The sequence below is a fragment of the Mesorhizobium sp. WSM3868 genome (assembly GCF_002294785.1).
Lineage (GTDB): Bacteria > Pseudomonadota > Alphaproteobacteria > Rhizobiales > Rhizobiaceae > Mesorhizobium.
Map to the genome: position 1 here is coordinate 44,005 of NZ_NSGB01000008.1, position 17,542 is coordinate 61,546.

Annotated in this window: 19 protein-coding genes; 14 read left to right on the forward strand and 5 right to left on the reverse strand. The window is 64.6% G+C overall.

The window, feature by feature from the left end:
• Nucleotides 1-23 precede the first annotated feature (23 nt).
• The 3 genes from CK221_RS14815 (at nucleotide 24) to CK221_RS14825 (ending at nucleotide 2,992) form a co-directional block, all read left to right on the forward strand.
• A complete protein-coding gene (locus CK221_RS14815; RefSeq protein ID WP_095778246.1) occupies nucleotides 24-674 on the forward strand; it encodes an alpha/beta family hydrolase in 651 nt (216 codons plus the stop codon).
• 166 nt (nucleotides 675-840) lie between these two features.
• Nucleotides 841-1,617, forward strand: a complete 777-nt coding sequence (xth, locus tag CK221_RS14820; protein WP_066998497.1) for an exodeoxyribonuclease III — start codon at nucleotides 841-843, stop codon at nucleotides 1,615-1,617.
• 184 nt (nucleotides 1,618-1,801) lie between these two features.
• On the forward strand, nucleotides 1,802-2,992 hold the full coding sequence (locus CK221_RS14825) for a hypothetical protein (RefSeq protein WP_066998495.1): 1,191 nt from the start codon (nucleotides 1,802-1,804) through the stop codon (nucleotides 2,990-2,992).
• A 158-nt stretch (nucleotides 2,993-3,150) separates the two neighbouring features.
• Here CK221_RS14825 and CK221_RS29785 read toward each other — a convergent pair whose 3' ends face one another.
• Together CK221_RS29785 and CK221_RS14835 are read right to left on the reverse strand one after the other, a co-directional pair.
• Nucleotides 3,151-3,240 (reverse strand): lasso RiPP family leader peptide-containing protein, encoded by a 90-nt coding sequence (locus CK221_RS29785; RefSeq protein ID WP_143749041.1) that lies wholly within the window; start codon nucleotides 3,238-3,240, stop codon nucleotides 3,151-3,153.
• 76 nt (nucleotides 3,241-3,316) lie between these two features.
• Nucleotides 3,317-3,424: a hypothetical protein gene (locus CK221_RS14835; RefSeq protein ID WP_095778248.1), complete on the reverse strand. Its 108-nt coding sequence runs from the start codon at nucleotides 3,422-3,424 to the stop codon at nucleotides 3,317-3,319.
• A 553-nt stretch (nucleotides 3,425-3,977) separates the two neighbouring features.
• Here CK221_RS14835 and CK221_RS30770 point away from each other — a divergent pair.
• The 8 genes from CK221_RS30770 to CK221_RS14885 all read left to right on the forward strand — a co-directional run bounded on the left by CK221_RS30770 (nucleotide 3,978) and on the right by CK221_RS14885 (nucleotide 11,882).
• Nucleotides 3,978-4,628 (forward strand): hypothetical protein, encoded by a 651-nt coding sequence (locus tag CK221_RS30770; protein ID WP_245430645.1) that lies wholly within the window; start codon nucleotides 3,978-3,980, stop codon nucleotides 4,626-4,628.
• The gene (locus tag CK221_RS30775) at nucleotides 4,601-5,467 is read left to right on the forward strand and encodes a WD40 repeat domain-containing protein (RefSeq protein ID WP_245430646.1); all 867 of its coding nucleotides are present in this window, start codon (nucleotides 4,601-4,603) and stop codon (nucleotides 5,465-5,467) included. Before CK221_RS30770 ends, CK221_RS30775 begins: the two co-directional genes overlap by 28 nt.
• A gap of 148 nt (nucleotides 5,468-5,615) precedes the next feature.
• Complete coding sequence (locus CK221_RS14850) at nucleotides 5,616-6,293, forward strand: hypothetical protein (protein ID WP_095778249.1); 678 nt, start codon at nucleotides 5,616-5,618, stop codon at nucleotides 6,291-6,293.
• A gap of 249 nt (nucleotides 6,294-6,542) precedes the next feature.
• Nucleotides 6,543-8,558 carry an amidase gene (locus tag CK221_RS14860; protein ID WP_095778250.1) on the forward strand — a complete coding sequence of 672 codons (2,016 nt, stop codon included), beginning with the start codon at nucleotides 6,543-6,545 and terminating at the stop codon, nucleotides 8,556-8,558.
• Between the two features lie 91 nt (nucleotides 8,559-8,649).
• Entirely contained in the window at nucleotides 8,650-9,201 is a 552-nt protein-coding gene (locus tag CK221_RS14865; protein WP_066998484.1) for an isochorismatase family protein, read from the forward strand.
• 86 nt (nucleotides 9,202-9,287) lie between these two features.
• Nucleotides 9,288-9,743 carry a GFA family protein gene (locus CK221_RS14870; protein ID WP_067322530.1) on the forward strand — a complete coding sequence of 152 codons (456 nt, stop codon included), beginning with the start codon at nucleotides 9,288-9,290 and terminating at the stop codon, nucleotides 9,741-9,743.
• 353 nt (nucleotides 9,744-10,096) lie between these two features.
• A complete protein-coding gene (locus CK221_RS14875) occupies nucleotides 10,097-11,329 on the forward strand; it encodes an amidohydrolase family protein (protein ID WP_095778251.1) in 1,233 nt (410 codons plus the stop codon).
• A gap of 397 nt (nucleotides 11,330-11,726) precedes the next feature.
• Nucleotides 11,727-11,882: a DUF1127 domain-containing protein gene (locus CK221_RS14885; RefSeq protein WP_082953795.1), complete on the forward strand. Its 156-nt coding sequence runs from the start codon at nucleotides 11,727-11,729 to the stop codon at nucleotides 11,880-11,882.
• A 127-nt stretch (nucleotides 11,883-12,009) separates the two neighbouring features.
• On the opposite strand, the gene CK221_RS14890 is transcribed toward CK221_RS14885, so the two are convergent.
• Nucleotides 12,010-12,324 carry a GYD domain-containing protein gene (locus tag CK221_RS14890; RefSeq protein ID WP_066998476.1) on the reverse strand — a complete coding sequence of 105 codons (315 nt, stop codon included), beginning with the start codon at nucleotides 12,322-12,324 and terminating at the stop codon, nucleotides 12,010-12,012.
• A 402-nt stretch (nucleotides 12,325-12,726) separates the two neighbouring features.
• Between CK221_RS14890 and CK221_RS14895 the strand changes: the two genes are divergently transcribed.
• Nucleotides 12,727-13,893 (forward strand): PLP-dependent aminotransferase family protein, encoded by a 1,167-nt coding sequence (locus CK221_RS14895; protein WP_179295147.1) that lies wholly within the window; start codon nucleotides 12,727-12,729, stop codon nucleotides 13,891-13,893.
• 227 nt (nucleotides 13,894-14,120) lie between these two features.
• On the opposite strand, the gene CK221_RS14900 is transcribed toward CK221_RS14895, so the two are convergent.
• A complete protein-coding gene (locus CK221_RS14900) occupies nucleotides 14,121-14,483 on the reverse strand; it encodes a hypothetical protein (protein ID WP_095778389.1) in 363 nt (120 codons plus the stop codon).
• Nucleotides 14,484-14,844: 361 nt separating this feature from the next.
• On the opposite strand from CK221_RS14900, the gene CK221_RS14905 reads away from it, so the two are divergent.
• On the forward strand, nucleotides 14,845-15,390 hold the full coding sequence (locus tag CK221_RS14905) for a YbhB/YbcL family Raf kinase inhibitor-like protein (protein WP_095778253.1): 546 nt from the start codon (nucleotides 14,845-14,847) through the stop codon (nucleotides 15,388-15,390).
• Nucleotides 15,391-15,568: 178 nt separating this feature from the next.
• On the opposite strand, the gene yghU is transcribed toward CK221_RS14905, so the two are convergent.
• Nucleotides 15,569-16,438 carry a glutathione-dependent disulfide-bond oxidoreductase gene (gene yghU, locus CK221_RS14910; RefSeq protein ID WP_095778254.1) on the reverse strand — a complete coding sequence of 290 codons (870 nt, stop codon included), beginning with the start codon at nucleotides 16,436-16,438 and terminating at the stop codon, nucleotides 15,569-15,571.
• Nucleotides 16,439-16,638: 200 nt separating this feature from the next.
• On the opposite strand from yghU, the gene CK221_RS14915 reads away from it, so the two are divergent.
• Nucleotides 16,639-17,541, forward strand: coding sequence for a S1C family serine protease (locus tag CK221_RS14915; protein ID WP_095778255.1), 903 nt, complete (start codon nucleotides 16,639-16,641; stop codon nucleotides 17,539-17,541).
• Nucleotide 17,542: the final 1 nt, after the last annotated feature.

A 17,542-nucleotide genomic window follows, 5' to 3' on the forward strand; every position in this document is an offset into this window, starting at 1 on the left:
GGCCTTGCCAGGAAGCCCGCCCGATGACCTACTTCCTCTTCGACGGCCCCGACTCCGCCCCTGTCACCGTCCTGCTCGCGCACGGCGCGGGTGCGGCGATGGACTCTCCCTCGATGACCGCCACCGCCAAGGCTCTCGCCACCGCCGGCTTCCGCGTCGCGCGCTTCGAGTTCCACTACATGGCTGCGCGCCGTTTTGGCCATCGCAAGCCGCCGCCGCGCGCCGAGACCGTGAACCCGGAATATGTCAAGGCGATCGCCGATCTGCGCGCCAAAGGCGTGACCGGCAAGCTCATCATCGGCGGCAAGTCGATGGGCGGGCGCGTCGCCTCGATGGTCGCCGACGAGATGTTTGCCAAGGGCGAGATCGCCGGGCTGGTTTGTCTGGGCTACCCCTTCCATCCGCCCGGAAAGCCGGAGCAACTGCGGACAAAACATCTTGCCGACCTGAAGACGCCGACGCTGATCTTCCAGGGCACGCGCGACGAGTTCGGCACCAAGGACGAGGTCGCGACTTACGGCCTGTCAGCGGCAATAGAGGTGGTCTGGCTGGAGGACGGCGACCACGATCTCAAGCCGCGCAAGGCGGTGTCGGGTTTTTCGGTGGCGGATCACCTGAAGACGGTGGCGGAGACGATAAAAGCTCGGATGGCGCCTCTCGCTTCGTCATCATAGGGCGAGGCAAGGAGCGAAGCGACGCGGCGCAGACCTAGGATCCATGCCGTAACGCTGGCATTGCAACAGCTCAGAATTTTGCCCCCGCAGGGTTCCACGGCGATGGTCACGGCATGGATCCTCGGGTCAAGCCCGAGGATGACGAATGAAGAGGCGTCTTCGGCAAATGAAACTCGCCACCTTCAACATCAACAACATCAACAGCCGGCTGGAAAACTTTTTGGCTTGGCTCGTCAAAGCCAAGCCCGACGTCGTCTGCCTGCAGGAACTGAAATCCCGCGACACGCAGTTTCCGCTGACCCGGCTGGCGAAGGCCGGCTATGGCGCGGTGTGGAAGGGCGAGCCGACCTGGAACGGCGTCGCGATCCTGGCTCGCGGCGCCGAGCCGGTGCTGACACGCGACGCGCTGCCCGGCGACGATGCCGACCGCCAGGCGCGCTACATCGAGGCGGCGGTCAATGGCATCGTGATTGCCTGCCTCTACGCGCCGAACGGCAACCCGCAGCCCGGGCCTAAGTTCACCTACAAGCTCGCCTGGCACCAGCGCTTCGCGGCGCATGCAAGCGAATTGTTCGACACCGGCCTGCCGGTGGTGCTTGCCGGCGACTTCAACGTTGTGCCCGAGCCGCGCGACATCTACGCCACCCGCTCCTATGACGACAACGCGCTGGTGCAGCCTGAAAGTCGCGCCGCCTTTGCGGCGCTGATCGATCAGGGCTGGACGGATGCGCTGCGCAAGGTCTTCCCGAAGGAGGAGAAGCTCTACACGTTCTGGGACTACCGCCGGAACCGCTGGCCGCGCGACGCCGGCCTACGGCTCGACCACATTCTGTTGTCGAAGAAGCTGGCGCGGAAGCTGAAAGGAGCGGGCATCGATCGGGAGGTGCGGGGCGAGGAAAACGCCAGCGACCACGCGCCGGTGTGGGTGGAACTGGCGACCTGACCTTCTCCACGGAAAAAAGGAAAGGCGGCGCTGTCCGCCGGCGTCTCTACGTTTGATGCCAGTCTCTCGCAAATAATGTCTGTGCAGCAACGACGGCTCGCGTTAGCTTTTGCAGGACTACGAGGGGGTGCGGACCTTATGCTTTTCAGCTTGAGTATTTTTCTCCAGCCAACGCTTCCCCGCCGTGGCTGACAACGCCCTCGTCCTCTTTATCTCCGTCCTTGTCATCGCCGGCGCCATTGCCCTCATCGCGCTCGCTTTGCGCTGGCGGCGCAAGCGCCGCAGGGCGCGCGGCAGTGCCAATCCGGCCGGCGACTATGCACCCCGCACCGCCTGGGGTCCGACATCCGGCAAGCTGAACTTTTCATCCTTCGTCTTCATGGATGTCGACGGCGACGGAACCTATGGTCAGGCCGACCGCCCGATGGCCGGCATCGTGGTGCGGCTGTTCGACCAGTCCGGCCGCTTCATCGTCGCGGCGCGAAGCAACGCTGCCGGTTTTGCCAATTTCCCGATGTCGTCGACGCGGCGCAGCGCCGTGATCCGCTCGCCTGGAACGTTTCGCTTTTCGGTCTCCGTGCCGCCCGGCTGGCGCGCCAGCGGCGCCAACGAGAACCAGTCTGTGCGCGTGACGGATGCGCCCGGCTCGCTTGTCGGTTTGGCTGGGGAGGGTCTGCCAAGGCCCGTCGGCCTTAGCCCTGCGCGCATAGTGAGCGGCAGGACGCCGGCCGCGGCCACGGCAACCCTATCCGTGATGGGCAACGGCCAGCTGCTCGAAAGCTACCCGCTCTGCGCGGCCACCACCTTCGGCTTCCCGCTCGCCGCCGAGGCCGATCAGGTCGTGATCGCCGGCGGCGGGCTCGACCGGCGCCTCGCGCTGTCGGCCTATCCGGTCGATCTCGGCTTGCTAGCGCCCGGGGCGCTTCAGCCCGATGCGGCGCTCAGCACCATCGGCTTCGACGACCTCACCACGCGCGGCCTGAGCAAGATCCCTTCCGGGTACGCCGGGCTCGACTGGCACAATCTCAACGCCATGTCGCGTGACCACACCAGGAACAGCGAAGGCTACGTAAACGGCAACGTCTCGGGCGCCTATATTGCCTATACCAGCAGCGGCCATCCGGCAGAGTTCGGCCGTGCGGCGCCTTTCGGCTTCCATTCGGTGATGCTGAGCGCCGCATGGCTGCGCTCGGAAGGGGAGAGCGCGTGGGTCGAAAGCTGGCTGGGGGACGAGTTGATCGCGCGCGACGAGGTCGCGCTATCGGCGCTGGCACCGGTTCAATACGCGCCGATGCTGAAGGCGGTGACGCGCGTGCGTCTGTCGACCAAGCATCACTGGCAGATGGTGCTGGACGATCTGGTGCTGGCGCTCTGATCCCTGTCGGCCAAAGGGCGACGGCTTATGGGCGAGATATGTGTCAAGCAAAGACGAACTATGTCGCCCAAAGGATGCCGCAGCTTCGGCAGAAAGACCTGCATCAAACGAAGAATTAGAGCGCGTTGCCTGAATTTCGGTGCAACGCGCTGTAATGCTTAGAACGTGAACGAAGTGGCGCCGTTGGCGGTGACTGCCGAAAGCCTGCCCTTCTTGACCAGCCTTGGTCTCTCATATGCTTTCTTCATGGCCGGTTCCCCGAATTTCCTGGATCGCAAGAAGGAGCCAGGATCGGCAGGCATCAACAGCAGATTGTCCGGCAGATCAGCTCGGCGCGCCGCCGCCATTGATAACAGTAGAAGGACCGCCGGCGACAATTGTCGAAAGCTTGCCTTTGCGGACCAACACAGGCTTCTCGTAAGTCTTCTTCATGATTGAACCCCCGTTAACCATTCGAACTGACAAGACGATAATCAGCCGCCTTGTCACGCAACAAGCCAGGATGACCGCTGGCCTCAAACATCAATGAAGCTGATCGAGCTGTCCCCGAATCAACCCGGGACCGGTGTCGAACCCGCGACGACCATCGAAAGCTTGCCTTTGCGGACCAACACAGGCTTCTCGTAAATCTTCTTCATGCTGTGGCTCTCCTGAAAATCCCGGGCGGATAATGTCATAAGAGCGTTTGCTGTCAACCAGTGCGGGTAGTCGAGCTTGTTATTCTTGGGGAGTGTGGCTTTCTGCCCACGTGCCGCTTGTTTATGGAGCGAAAGACATCACGCTTCGGTTCGGAGCATCGAGATATTGGCCGGCCGGATGAGTAAAGCCGAAATTCGGCCGGCGGCGGGATTGAAGAAGTCACGCCGCGCCAAAGCACGTTTATCGTTCTTCGTGTGATGTCTTGCACTTAGCCCCGGCGAAAAGCTCGGCTAGAATGGCCGATGCGCCTTCCGCCAGTTGGAGTGAAGGCGCCTGGGGGATGCCGATGAAAAGATCGACCGACAGGCTGTTGGCGCTGGCGATGCTCGTCGTCGGCTTCGCCTGCTTCGCCAAGCTTTATCTGGCGCTGGGGGGCACGCCCCCGGCCGCGGCGAGCGCCGGGATCTTCGGCGCGGCGGGCATGCTTTCGATTCTCGCCGGGCTTTCGCTCCTTGCCGGCCTGCTGCCGGGCGCGCCAAGGCATCAGCCTTCGGCGCCGCTGTTCGGCCGCGACGCTGCGACCGTGCCGGCCGGGCGCCCGCGGCTGCGCCGCATCGCGCTTGCCGTGCCGCTCATTGCCCTTGTCGTCATCCTTGCCGACCAGTTCGGCCGGTGGCGGGAAACAGAGGGCGATGCGGCCGCGCCGGCCAGGGAAGTCGCCGTCGCTCCGGCGGAGCCTGAGACCGAGCCGGCCTCCGCGCCTGTCGCGCCGGCGCCCACGGCCGCACCGTCCGAGCCGGCGGTCGCTCCGCCGCAGCCCGCCGCACCGGCGCAGCCTGCAACAACGCCGGCCCAGCAGACCGCGCTGGCGCCGGCCACGCCGCCGCAGACGCTGGCGCCGCCTCGGCCACCGCCCCAGCCCAGCCGACCGCGCCGGAAGGCCACCGCGATGCCGTCGTCTGGCTGGCGGTGTCGGCCGACGGCCACCAGATCATGAGCGCCAGCACCGATCGCATGATCAAGCTCTGGGATATCGACGGCAAGCGGCTGATCCGCGACCTCGGCGTCCACAAGGACATGGCGCGCAGCGCGCTCTTCATGCCCGACGGCAGAAGCGCGCTCACCGCCGGCGACGACGGCGAGATCGTGCTGCGCCAGCTTTCCGATGGCACAGTGCTGCATGTCTTCTCGTCCGGAGCGAACGGCGGCGTCCGGCAACTGAAGATCAGCCCCGACGGCAAGCTCGCCGTCAGCGGCCACGACACCGGTTCCGTCGTCGTCTGGGATTTGCAGAAAGGCACGGTGCTGCATGTCCTGCCGGGCCACGATTGGTCGGTGAGTTCCGTCGCCATCTCGCCTGACGGCGCCAGGGCGCTCACCGGCAGCATCGACGGCGAACTGAAGCTCTGGGACATCCCTGCGGGCAAGCAGCTGCGCAGCTGGCACGGCCACGATCGCGGCGCCTATGGCGCGCTCTTCCTGGCCGACGGCCACCATGCGGTGACCGGCAGCGGCGACTACACGATAAAACTCTGGGATCTCGACACCTTCAAGGAGGTCCGCCGCTTCGACGGCCACTCCGGCACCGTCTATGCGCTCGCCTTATCGGCCGACGGCAAACGGCTCGGCTCCGCCTCGCTCGACGGCACGGCGCGGATCTGGAATATGGATACGGGCGCCGAGATCGCCGAGTTCGACCCCGGCACCGGGCCGATCTACTCGGTCGCCTTCGCCGCCGACGGCACGCTTTTGACCGGCGGCATGGATCGCACCATCCGCGACTGGCCGGCGGCAGGCGGGGATGGCAAGGTGCTGTTCGCCGGCGCGCCGGAGTAGCAAAATAGGAGATTGAGGAAAGCGCCCGCGACAGCCAACCTCCCCTCAACTGCGGGAGATGCCCAACAGGGCAGAGGGGCAAGCGAAGGAATGTGGCCTGTCTGAAGAAAGCCTGTACAAGTATTGTCCAAGCAGCCATCGTCACCATGTGAGCAACACTGCCGAATCCATCTATTTTGTCCTGCAGGAGATCGATCCTGCGACCGGTTCGGCGGTCGCCGAAGCCCGAATTCGCGTCTCAGACCTGGAAGAGCTTCGCGCGGTTCTGGCGTGCGACAGTCCACAGCTATCCGGTTCATGGCATTTGGACCCGGACGACCTCGAGCGACTTGGCGCGATATGCATTCCACCTCGCGAGCTTGATCGAAGGCTCAACCGCATCGAGTCCTGGCATCCAATCCGTGAGGTCCCGTATCTCGTTCATACGAATTTCGAGCTGCCGCTGATGCTGGAAGGTCGCAAGCCGCTGGCAGTCTTCCATGACGCTTATCCGGCGGAATGGCTGTCGGAAACGTTGGCTCGCTTCGACCCGTTTGTGCGCTCGGGCCGGTTGGTGCGTCATGTCATCGATACTCCCTTTACCGAAGCCGAGCACGCCCGTTTCCCCGACTTCCAAGGGTGGCGGCGCGCCTTCTTCTCACTCCCCGGGGAGGAGTGGCGGATAGACGCGTTTCTGCTGTTATTATCGAAAGTGTTCGCCAAAACCGGCTGGAACGAATCTCTCGAGCGGATGGAGGGCTCGCTTCTCGGCTATGAAGATTGGCAGAACGACTGGTGGATCGAACGCAAGTCAAAACACCGAACTAGCACCTCTTCGATCGTCTGAATTGTCGGCAGGACAGCGCCCGCCTCTGGCTTGCCGGCCATCTCCCCGACCTTTGGGGAGATCAGCAGATCGGCTACGGGGCCCTCCCTGCAACGTCGGCGGTTTGGCAAAAGCTTGCGCGACATCCAATCTCCCTCCTTGCGGGGGAGATGCCCGGCAGGGCAGAGGGGGGTGTGACGGATCGCGGCTTACGAATTTCGAGCCAACCTTCGTCGGACGCGTGGTCACTGACAAGAGGTTCGCCAAGCCATGAATATAGTCGAAGCCTCGATCGCCGATCTGCGCCGCGCGCTGGAAGACGGCACAGTCACAAGCGTCGAGCTCACCGGCGCGTACCTGCGGCGCATCGCCCACTACGACCGGCACGGCATAGCGCTCAACGCCGTGCCCATCCTCAATCCAAAGATGTTCGAGGAGGCGGCAGCTTCCGACCGCCGCCGCCGCGCGGGCAAAACGCTTGGCCCGCTCGACGGCATCCCCTACACCGCCAAGGACAGCTACAAGGTGAAAGGTCTGACGGTGGCGGCCGGCTCGCCGGCCTTCGAGCATCTGATCGCCAGCGAGGACGCCTTGACGATTGCCCGGCTGCGCGCCGCGGGCGCGGTGCTCATCGGCCTCACCAACATGCCGCCGATGGCCAATGGCGGCATGCAGCGCGGCGCCTATGGTCGCGCCGAGAGCCCGTACAACAAGGATTATCTCACCGCTGCCTTCGCTTCCGGCTCGTCGAACGGCTCGGGCACGGCGACGGCCGCGTCCTTCGCCGCCTTCGGGCTCGGCGAAGAAACCTGGTCATCCGGCCGCGCGCCCGCCTCCAACAACGCGCTGGTCGCCTACACGCCGTCGCGCGGCGTGATCTCGGTGCGCGGCAACTGGCCGCTGGTGCCGACCATGGATGTGGTGGTGCCGCATACGCGCAGCGTGCCGGACATGCTGGAGCTGCTTGATGTCATCGTCGCCGACGACCATGACACGCGCGGCGACTTCTGGCGCGTGCAGCCCTGGGTTTCGATCCCGAAGGCATCAGCGCTGAGGCCGGCGAGCTATACCGGGCTTCCCCTGCAAGGCGCGCTTGAGGGCAAGCGGCTCGGCGTGCCGAAAATGTATATCGGCAAGGATCTCGGCGCCGGCCGGCCGATCGAGACGCGCGCCTCGGTACTGGAACTCTGGCGACAGGCCGCTCATGACCTGCAGGCACTCGGGGCCGAGGTGGTCGAGGTCGATTTCCCCGTCGTATCGAACTATGAGCGCGACCGTCCGGGCGCGCGCTCCATGGTTGATCGCGGCCTGGTGCCGGAGGAATTTGCAAACCGCGAGATCTGGGACCTGTCAATCTGGTCGTGGGACGATTTCCTGCGCGCCAATGCTGATCCGGCGCTTCCCGATCTTGCATCGGTCGATGGCCCGAAAATCTTTCCACAGCCGCCGGGCACGCTGCCCGACCGCTATGGCGACGACGGCTTCGACCTGGCGGACTATGTCGAGCGGGCGAAGAACGGGGTCAGCCCGCTCGAGGCCATCCCCACCATCGAGGACGGGCTCAAGGGGCTGGAAGAGACGCGCCGCATCGACTTCGAGATCTGGCTCGACGCCAACCGCCTTGACGCTGTGGTGCTTCCGGCCGCCGCCGATGTCGGCCCGGCCGATGCGGATGTCAACGAGGCCTCCGCCGATCTTGCCTGGCGCAACGGCACCTGGGTCGCCAACGGCAATCTGGTCTGGCGCCATCTCGGCATCCCGACGGTGACGGTGCCGATGGGCATCATGGCCGATATCGGCATGCCGGTCGGCCTCACCTTTGCCGGCAAGGCCTATGACGACGTGGCGCTGCTGACGATGGCCGGCGACTACGAGCGCGCCACCAAGCGCCGCACCGTCCCGCCACGCACGCCGCCGCTGGCCGATGATGTGTTTGAACCGAGCGGGGGCACATTGGGCCGCCCCAGCGAAGCGCCGCTTATGCTGGCCCTCACCGCCGAGACAATCCACGCCGGCGACGACACTGACGAGATCGCGATCGCGCTGGAGATCGACGCGGGCGAGGCCGGGCCGGATGCAGCCGTGAAAGTCCACGTCAACGGCGAACCGGTCGCCATGCAGGGAAGCGGCAACCGCCACACCGGCCGGGCCGTCGTGCCGGCTGCGACGCATCAGGGCTTCCACAGCGTCTGGCGCCGCGCCTACGGCTCGATCGTCACGGCGATCGTGAGGCTGCCGGATGGGCGAGTTGGCGGGGCTTATGTGGTGACCGGCGGGATTGGCTGAGGCGGGGGAATCGCAGATCTCCCCGACAACAGGGGGACCACGCTTCGTCCGCGTCCTTGACCCACCCCCCACCTCCGCTATCTTCGCGCCCATGCCAGACACCGCTCCCTCGGCCGCCGCTCCGCTGATCGTCATCGACCTGCAGACCGGCATGTTCGACGGCCGTTTCGATCCGCCGATCCATGATGCCGACGTCATTGCCGAGCGCGCGCGAAAATTGATCGATTGGGCGCGCAAAACCGGCCGCAAGGTGGCCTTCGTGCGTCATGACGGGCCGGCGGGGGATCCGCTGGCACCGGGCGCTTCCGGCTGGCCGGTATGGCCGCAGCTCGGCCAGGCGGCCGGCGAACCGACCTTCGGCAAGAGCGTCGGCAATGCCTTCTCCAACGCCGATCTCGGGCAGTGGGTCGCGGGGCAGGGCGTTCGCGACGTGGTGCTCATCGGCGCCCAGAGCGATTTCTGCGTTGCCGCCACGGTGAAAGGCGCTCTTGCCCAGGGCCTCGGCGTCACCGTCGTTTCGGATGCGCATTCGACGCTCGATTCCGAGGAGGAGAAAGCGCCCGACATCATCATCCGGCACAACAAAGCCTTCGCCGAGCAGGGCGCGCGGCTGACGACGACCGCGGCGCTGATTGGGGGCTGAGGGCTTGGCTCCTCCTTCTTCCTTGTGGGAAGAACGTGTCGCCGAAGGCGACGGATGAGTAGGGAAAATCAACCCAAGGAGCGCTCATGCCAATCCCCTCCCTGCCTGCCGAAGGTGGCTGCCGCTGCGGCCGCGTGCGCCTCAGGATCTCCGCCAAGCCGCTGCTCACCATGGCCTGCCATTGCACCGGCTGTCAGAAGATGTCGTCGAGCGCTTATTCGCTGAGCGCCGCCATTCCCGCGGATGGCTTCGAGATCACCAAGGGCGAGCCGGTGATCGGCGGCCTGCGCGGCGCTTCGAAACACTATTTCTGCGGCTACTGCATGAGCTGGATGTTCACCCGGCCGGAGGGGCTCGACTGGTTCGTCAACCTGCGCCCGACCATGCTGGACGACCCCGCCTGGTTCACGCCTTTCGTCGAGACCTGGACCAGCGAGAAGCTGCCCTGGGCGGAGACGCCCGCCCTGCACAGCTACGCGGCCCTGCCGGCTTTCGAGGAATATGACGGGCTGGTCGCGGAATACGCAAAGTCCCAGGCCTGATGGCCAAAAACAAAACGGCGACCCGGGTCAGATCGCCGTTCAGTACAAGGTCGACGCGGCCGTTGGGGGCGACATTGTTGGGGATGTGCTTGGGCGTCCGCGTCGACCAAGGCGGCCTCGTACCGCAGCCTGGACTATGGCATGTTTTTCTCGTGCCGAAACTTCCGCGATAGCGGAATAGGCAGGCGACAGGGACTTCCCCACCGCCGTTTGGAATTAAGGTTAACGGCGGCGCAGCCGGCCGGGCGCGATCTGCCAACCGCGGGTGACAGAGAACTTGGGCGAAACACTTTCTATCCCGATCCGCATTGACCTCTGGCGGCCGAGGGACGACGACTGATGCATCATTGCTGATGGATTGCATCTTGCCCCGCTTTCTCAACGCAAAACTCGCCGACGGCTCCCTGGCCGACCTCACCGTCGCCGACGGCCGCTTCAGCGCCATCACGCCCGCCGCCAATGCCGCCGGCGCGCCGCCAGGCGCCGTCGACCTCGCCGGCCAGCTCGTGCTGCCGGCCTTCATCGAGGGCCACATCCATCTCGACACCTCCTTCTATGGCGATGTCTGGCGCCCGCACATTCCCTGCACCAACGGCTTCGACGTGCGCGAGCGGGTCGCCTTCCAGATGCGGAACCTCGAGCAGGCCGCGCCGATGGACGAGCGCGCGAAAAACCAGCTCGAGCTTTGCGTTGGCAATGGCAGCCTCGCGATGCGCAGCCATATCATGGTCGACGCCGCGGTCGGGCTGAAACATGTCGAGACGATCCTTGCCGTGCGCGAAAAATATTGCGAGCTGATCGACATCCAGCTCGTCGCCTTCCCGCAAAGCGGCATCCAGTCGTCGCCCGGCACCGCCGAGCTTCTGGACGAGGCTTTGAAGCTCGGCTGTGATCTGATCGGCGGGCTCGACCCGGCAAGCTTTGACCGCGATGTGAAGGGCCATCTCGACGTCGTCTTCGGCCTTGCCGAAAAACACGGCGCCGGAATCGATATCCACCTGCATGACGGCGGCACCCTCGGCCTGTTCGAGATCGAGGAGATCGCCGCGCGGACCACGGCACTGGGCATGCAAGGCAAAGTCGCCGTCAGCCACGCCTATGCGCTGGGCGACATTTCCGCCGACGCGCTGGCCAAAGCCGGCGAGCTGCTCGCCGCCTCCGGCGTCGCCATCATGACCAACGCGCCCGGCAACCATCCTTTCCCGCCGGTGGCGGCATTGCGCAAGGCGGGCGTCACGGTCTTTGCCGGCTCCGACAACATCCGCGATTCCTGGTGGCCCTACGGCGATGGCGACATGCTGAACCGCGCCAACATGATCGGCTACCGCTCCGGCTTCTACGAGGATCGCGAGCTGGAAGCCGCCTACGACGTGGTGAGCCATGCCGGCGCCAGGGCGCTGGGGCTCGAAGTCTATGGCATCGCCGTCGGGGCCAAGGCCGATTTCGTCGCGCTCAGGGCCGAGCATGTGCCGGAAGCGGTGGTGGCCGTGCCGAAGGAGCGGACCGTGTATCGCGCGGGCAGGGAAGTGATCAGGGACGGGAAGGTGGTCGATCGGGCCGGTCTCACCGGGCTGCCATCTGCTTGACAGTCCGATAGCCGTACCGCATTTTCCGGCGAGGCAGGGGAGATTTCGCCATGAAAAAAGAATATTCGAAGCCGACGCTCGTCCGCAAAGGCCGGCTCTCGGCGCAGACCGCGCAGCAACTTCCTTCCGGTAGTACGGACTAACGCCTGACGCCTATCTTGGCGAGCAAGGCAGTCGGCAATTGTGCGCCCGTCATAGCCGGCAGCGCCGCCTGTTGGCGCTCGCCACTAATGCCGCGGCGTCGAAACCCAATTTAATTCGCACACAAATGTTTCAGGCCGCTCCGGCTTCGTGAAGCATTTCACCGTTTGCGCGCAATCGCCTGGTTACAGACGCACCTCAAAAGCGGCGCCCGGAGGGCGGCCGCCAATTCTGCCGCTGCTTTGTGGAGGTTGCGATGTTTAAGAGCCTTAACCGAATCCGCGCCGCGTTCGCGCAGGCGAGAAGGCGCCGCAGGACGACGCGGGAGCTGAACGAACTGCCGCCGGAGATCCGCAAGGACATCGGATGGCCCGATACGGCCCGGGACGACGAGATTCGATTGCCGTTCTAATGCATGTTGCCCAAAGTGCGGAGCGGTTTGGGGATAAGGGCATGCGTCAGCAAAGCTCGGCCTGCGGTGACGTGATGCCGGCAGCACGGGACGACCAACACGCCGTCCGCGCTGCCTGGCCAGGCCGTCAGCCGGCGGGCTTGTAGGCGCCGGCAGCCTTGTTGGCGGCAGCGAGCACCGCCTTCATGTCGAGTTCTTCGAGGACGACCAACTCGCTCAACGAGCCGCTCGCGCGCACGGCAAGGGCCATGCCCATCCCGGCGACCTGATCCGGCACCTCGCCATTGACGACGACGTCGTAAATGCCGCGCGTGAACATAACGCTGCTCATCCTGCCGCCGACGCTTTCAAAGAGCGCCTGGATTGCAGCTTCGCGGTTCGATCCCTGCATCAGCCCTTTGGCGGCATGGGGTTCGTAACTTGCCAGTATGGTGACCTTCATGGCTATCTCCTCCAAATATCATTGCCTCAGGCTGCTCAATGGTTTGAGCAGCCGAGGTGCTTGTTGTTTCACTGGCATTTGACCTGGTCACGGACCGCCCGGGCACCATGGCCAACAGGCGGTTCAGCCGGAGCACGGCTTCGGCTTCAGACAATATGCGCCTATTCTAATATTACGACAATCCCGCGATGAGCGGACCGCCGTCGTGTCAGATATCTCCGTCAGGATATGTGGGCCAAATGTCGTCAGAGCGATGCGTCATGGCCGTTTTGTGTATTCACGCGACGGACGTGGCCTGATAATAGGTCAACGAAGCTGACCTAAATGCTAAAACCCTGAACGAAGCACTGCGGGAGGTGCGCTTTGACCCTGTTGAACCTTCTGGCCTCGCGCTCCTCGCGCATGAAGGCCTCGGAAATCCGCGAGCTCCTGAAGCTGCTCGACCAGCCCGACATCATCTCATTCGCCGGCGGTATTCCCGATGCCTCGCTGTTTCCGGCCGAGGCCATCGGCGATGCCTATCAGGCCGTGCTCGGCGGCGCGGAAGCGGGAGCCGCGCTACAATACCAGGTCAGCGAAGGTTTTCTGCCGCTGCGCAAATGGCTGGCCGGCTATATGGGCAGGCTCGGCATCCGATGCGACGAGGGCAACATCTTCATCACCTCCGGCTCGCAGCAGGCGCTCGATTATCTCGGCAAGCTGTTTCTGTCGCCCGGCGACACCGCGCTGGTCACCTGGCCGACCTATCTCGGCGCGCTGCAGGCCTTCAACGCCTACGAGCCGCGTTACGACCGGCTGAACATTGCCGGCGGCAACATGACGCCGGACGCCTATCGCGCGGCCGCCGCGGCTAACGGCGGCAAAGTGAAATTCGCCTATCTGGTGCCGGATTTCGCCAACCCGACCGGCAACACTCTGGATAGCAAGCAGCGCGAGGCGGTGCTCGACCTCGCCGGCGAGCTCGACATCGCCGTCATCGAGGACGCCGCCTATCGGGCACTGCGCTATGACGGCGAGGCGGTGCCCCCGATCCTGGCGCTGGATTGCGCCCGCTCGGGCGGCATCGACAATGCCCGCACGCTCTATTGCGGCTCCTTCTCCAAGATCCTGTCCCCAGGCATGCGCGTCGGCTGGGTCTGCGCCCCGCGCCATGTGGTGGAAAAGCTGGTGCTGATGAAACAGGCCTCCGATCTGCACAGCCCGTCGATCAACCAGATGGTCATGCATCGCGTTGCCGAGACCATCTTCGACGCCCAGGTGGAGAAGCTGATCGGTGCCTATCGCCGTCGCCGCGACGCGCTGCTCGGCGCCCTCGAGGAAAACATGCCGGACGGCATTTCCTGGAGCCGGCCGGAAGGCGGCATGTTCGTCTGGCTGACGCTGCCCGAAGGCACTGACGCCACAGCGTTGCTGGCGCGTTCGGTGCAGGAGGCGCGCGTCGCCTTCGTGCCGGGCAACGCCTTTTACGCCGACGGCACCGGCCGCAACACGCTGCGCATGTCCTTCACGCTGGCCGACGACCGCGCGGTGGGCGAGGGCGTGCCGCGATTGGCGAAGCTGCTGAGCTAGCGCTCTTCCCTCAAAGAGAGATCGACAGCCGGCTATCACCTCCTTCTCGCGCAGGCGTGATTGGTAGTGCGCAGCCGTGATTATAGCCACGCCGATTCTTCGGCTAGGGTCGCGGCCGATCCAACACCCCCTGGATCGGCAGGCAGCGAAGTCCCACCTTCAAGGCCTCAACGAAAGAGCCCCGACGGCTTCCACCGGCGGGGCTTTTTTGTGTCGGCGATCCGGCGCTACTTGTTGCAGTTCTGCATGTTCGAGGTCGTATTGCCGCTGGCCGTGTTGTTCTCGGTATCGTTGGCGCCCGTATCCTTGCAGCGATCCTGCATACCGGCCGGCTGGTTCGTCGAATTCGTCGAATTCGTCGAATTCATGGAATTCGTGGAATTCGTGGTGGTCGTATCCGTGCCAGGGGTTGCCGGCGTGGTGACTGTGGCACCGCCCGTCGCACTGCCCGAGGCGCCGCCAGTCGTGCCCGAGACGCCGCCTGAAACGCTGCCGCTGGCGTCGCCGCTTGCACCGGCTGTCTGAGCCATGGCGCCCGAGGTCGCGAGCGCCAGGGTAAGAACGGAAGCTGCGAGAATCTTCTTCATCATCAGGAAATCTCCATTGGTTTGCATCGTTGACTAAGTTTCCAACGGAGCTTTCCAGGGGATGTTCCGGCTGAAAAAATTCGTGAAGAACCGCATAGCTCTGTTATTCTGGCCTGACAGCGAGATCGGGTGGCGGCACCTTTAGGAAGGGCCGGCAAGAACAAATCGTGTCGCCCGCGTTGGCGAGAGGGGGATAACATGCACGCATCGCCGCGCGTGACACTGCTCATCGGCAGTGCTCCGGATCTGTTCCTTGTAGGGGAGATCGGCAACTCCGGTGCCTGCTGACCCGTCACGCAAAGTTGCTCGGCTCCGGCGCGCCTTTCGGATAGACTTTGGGCAATCAAGTAGAAGGAGTGAAGCCATGACTTCGCGCCTCGGCCTCATTGGACTTGCCTTCGCTGCCTTCGCCACTCAGGCATCCGCCTTCGAGATCTCCAGCCCGTCGGTTTCCAGCGACAAGTGGGACGCAAAATATCTCGGCGACAAGCCCGGATGCGGCGGCAAGAGCGTCTCGATCGCGCTTGCCTGGAAGGACCCGCCGGCGGGCACCAGGAGCTACGCGCTCACCATGTTCGATCCCGACGCCAACGACGGCAAGGGATTCTGGCATTGGCTTGCCTGGAACATCCCGGCAAGCGCCAAGGGCCTCGCCGAAGGCGCCGGCTCCAAAGGCGGCAAGCGCCTGCCGAAGGGCACGGTTTCCGGCACGGGCGGCGTCGGTCGCGCCGGCTATTTCGGCCCATGTCCGCCGCCCGGCAGCGGCACGCACCACTACGTCTTCACGCTCTATGCGCTGAGTGAGGCGAAGCTGCGCACGCCGGAAAATCCGTCGCCCGAAATGGTGTCGGTCGCGGCGAAGAGCCAGGCGCTGGCGGAGGCCAGTGTGACGTATACCTACGGGAGGTAGCTGATCTTCCCCCCTTGAGGCCCTTGAGGGGGAGATGTCGCCGAAGGCGACAGAGGGGGTCGGCGCGCACGATGCGCCAACTTGCCCTCTTATTGTTCGTCGGGCGTCGGCGCTCCACGCGCATCGACCCGCTTTGGCCTGCCGGCCATCTCCCACGCAAGGCGGGGAGATCAGCAGCTCACTCCGCCGCTTGCAACCTGTCCTGCGTCTTCGTCTCGAAATCGCTGGCGTCGTGGCGCTCGTGCAACTGATAGGCCGGATCGCCGGAGATGCGGTTGACCATGCGGCCGCGCCTTACCGCCGGCCTGGCGTCGATCGCGTCGGCCCAGCGCTGCACGTGCTTATATTCATGCACGGCGAGGAACTGCGCGGCATCGTTGTAGCTGCGGCCTTTGGCGAGCCCGCCATACCAGGGCCAGACCGCCATGTCGGCGATGGTGTAATCCGGCCCGGCGAGATACTCGCTTTCGGCCAGCCGCCGATCCAGCACGTCCATCTGCCGCTTGGTTTCCATGGCGAAGCGGTCGATGGCGTATTCGATCTTTTCCGGCGCATAGGCGTAGAAATGCCCGAAGCCGCCGCCGAGATAGGGCGCCGAGCCCATCTGCCAGAACAGCCACGAGAAGGTTTCGGCCCGCGCTGCACGCTCCGTCGGCAGAAACTCGCCGAATTTTTCCGCCAGATAGGTGAGGATCGAGCCCGACTCGAACACGCGCACCGGCTTCGGCTCGCTGCGGTCCATCAGCGCCGGGATCTTGGAGTTCGGGTTGACCTCGACGAAGCCCGAGCCGAACTGGTCGCCGTCATTGATGCGGATCAGCCAGGCGTCGTATTCGGCGCCCTTGTGGCCGCGCGCCAGCAACTCCTCCAGCATGATCGTCACCTTCTGGCCGTTGGGCGTGGCCAGCGAATAGAGCTGCAGCGGATGCTTGCCGACAGGCAATTCCTTCTCATGCGTCGGCCCGGCGACTGGCCGATTGATGGAGGCGAAGGTGCCGCCACTCGGCTTGTTCCAGGTCCAGACTTTCGGCGGGTTGTACTGGTTCATCTCGGGAGGCCTTGTTGCTGTGGGCGGGATGCGGGGTTCGTTGCGCAAGATTTAGGTGCGGTTGCGCGGGCGTCAAAGAAAAAAGTTCAAATTTCGTTGAACTAATGCTTGGGCCAGCAGCGCCCCGCCTGGACAAATGCCCTTGCACCGCGTCCCTTTGGCCATACTTATAGAAAAAGACCCGTAATTCAGGATCGACGATGACCATCGAAAAAATCTCGCGCTCCGTCGTGGCCGTGCGCGCCACGGTTCCGGACGACGCCTTTACCGCCAATGCGCTGGGCACGCGCCGCGAGGGCAGCGGCGTGGTGATCCGCGACAGCGGGCTGGTTCTCACCATCGGCTATCTCATCACCGAGGCCGAGGAGGTCTGGCTGACCGACCAGGACGGCCGCGTGGTTGCGGCGCATGCGCTGGCCTATGACCAGGAGACCGGCTTCGGCCTGGTGCAGGCGCTGGCGCCGCTCGGGCTGCCGGCAGTCAAGTTCGGCAATGCCAGGAAGGCCAATATCGGCGACGCCGTGACGCTTGCCGACGGCATCGGCCAGCAGGTCGACGCCCACATCGTCACCAAGCAGGAATTCGCCGGCTATTGGGAATATCTCATCGACGAGGCGATCTTCACCGCGCCGGCGCATCCGTCGTGGGGTGGTGCTGCGCTGTTCGACCGTGACGGCAAGCTGCTCGGCGTCGGCTCGCTGCGCCTGCAGATGAGCCGCGCCGGCGAGGTTGCCGACATCAACATGATCGTGCCGATCGACCTTCTGACGCCGATCCTCGACGATCTGGTCAAGCGCGGCCAGGTCGCCAAGCCGCCGCGCCCGTGGCTCGGCGCCTTCTCGGCGGAGTCGAACGGCATGGTGGTGGTGATGAGCGTCGCCGAAGGTGGTCCTGCGGCAAAGGCGGGCCTTCGGCAAGGCGACATCATCTCCGACGTGCGCGACGGCGAGGTTGACGGTCTCGCCGACTTCTATCGAAAACTCTGGCAAAACCCGGCCGGCGCGGAAATTCCGTTGCGCGTCGTGCGCGACGGCCGTGAGACCTGGCTTCGCGTAAAATCGGCCGACCGCAACTCCTTCCTCAAGAAGCCGCAGCTGCAGTAAC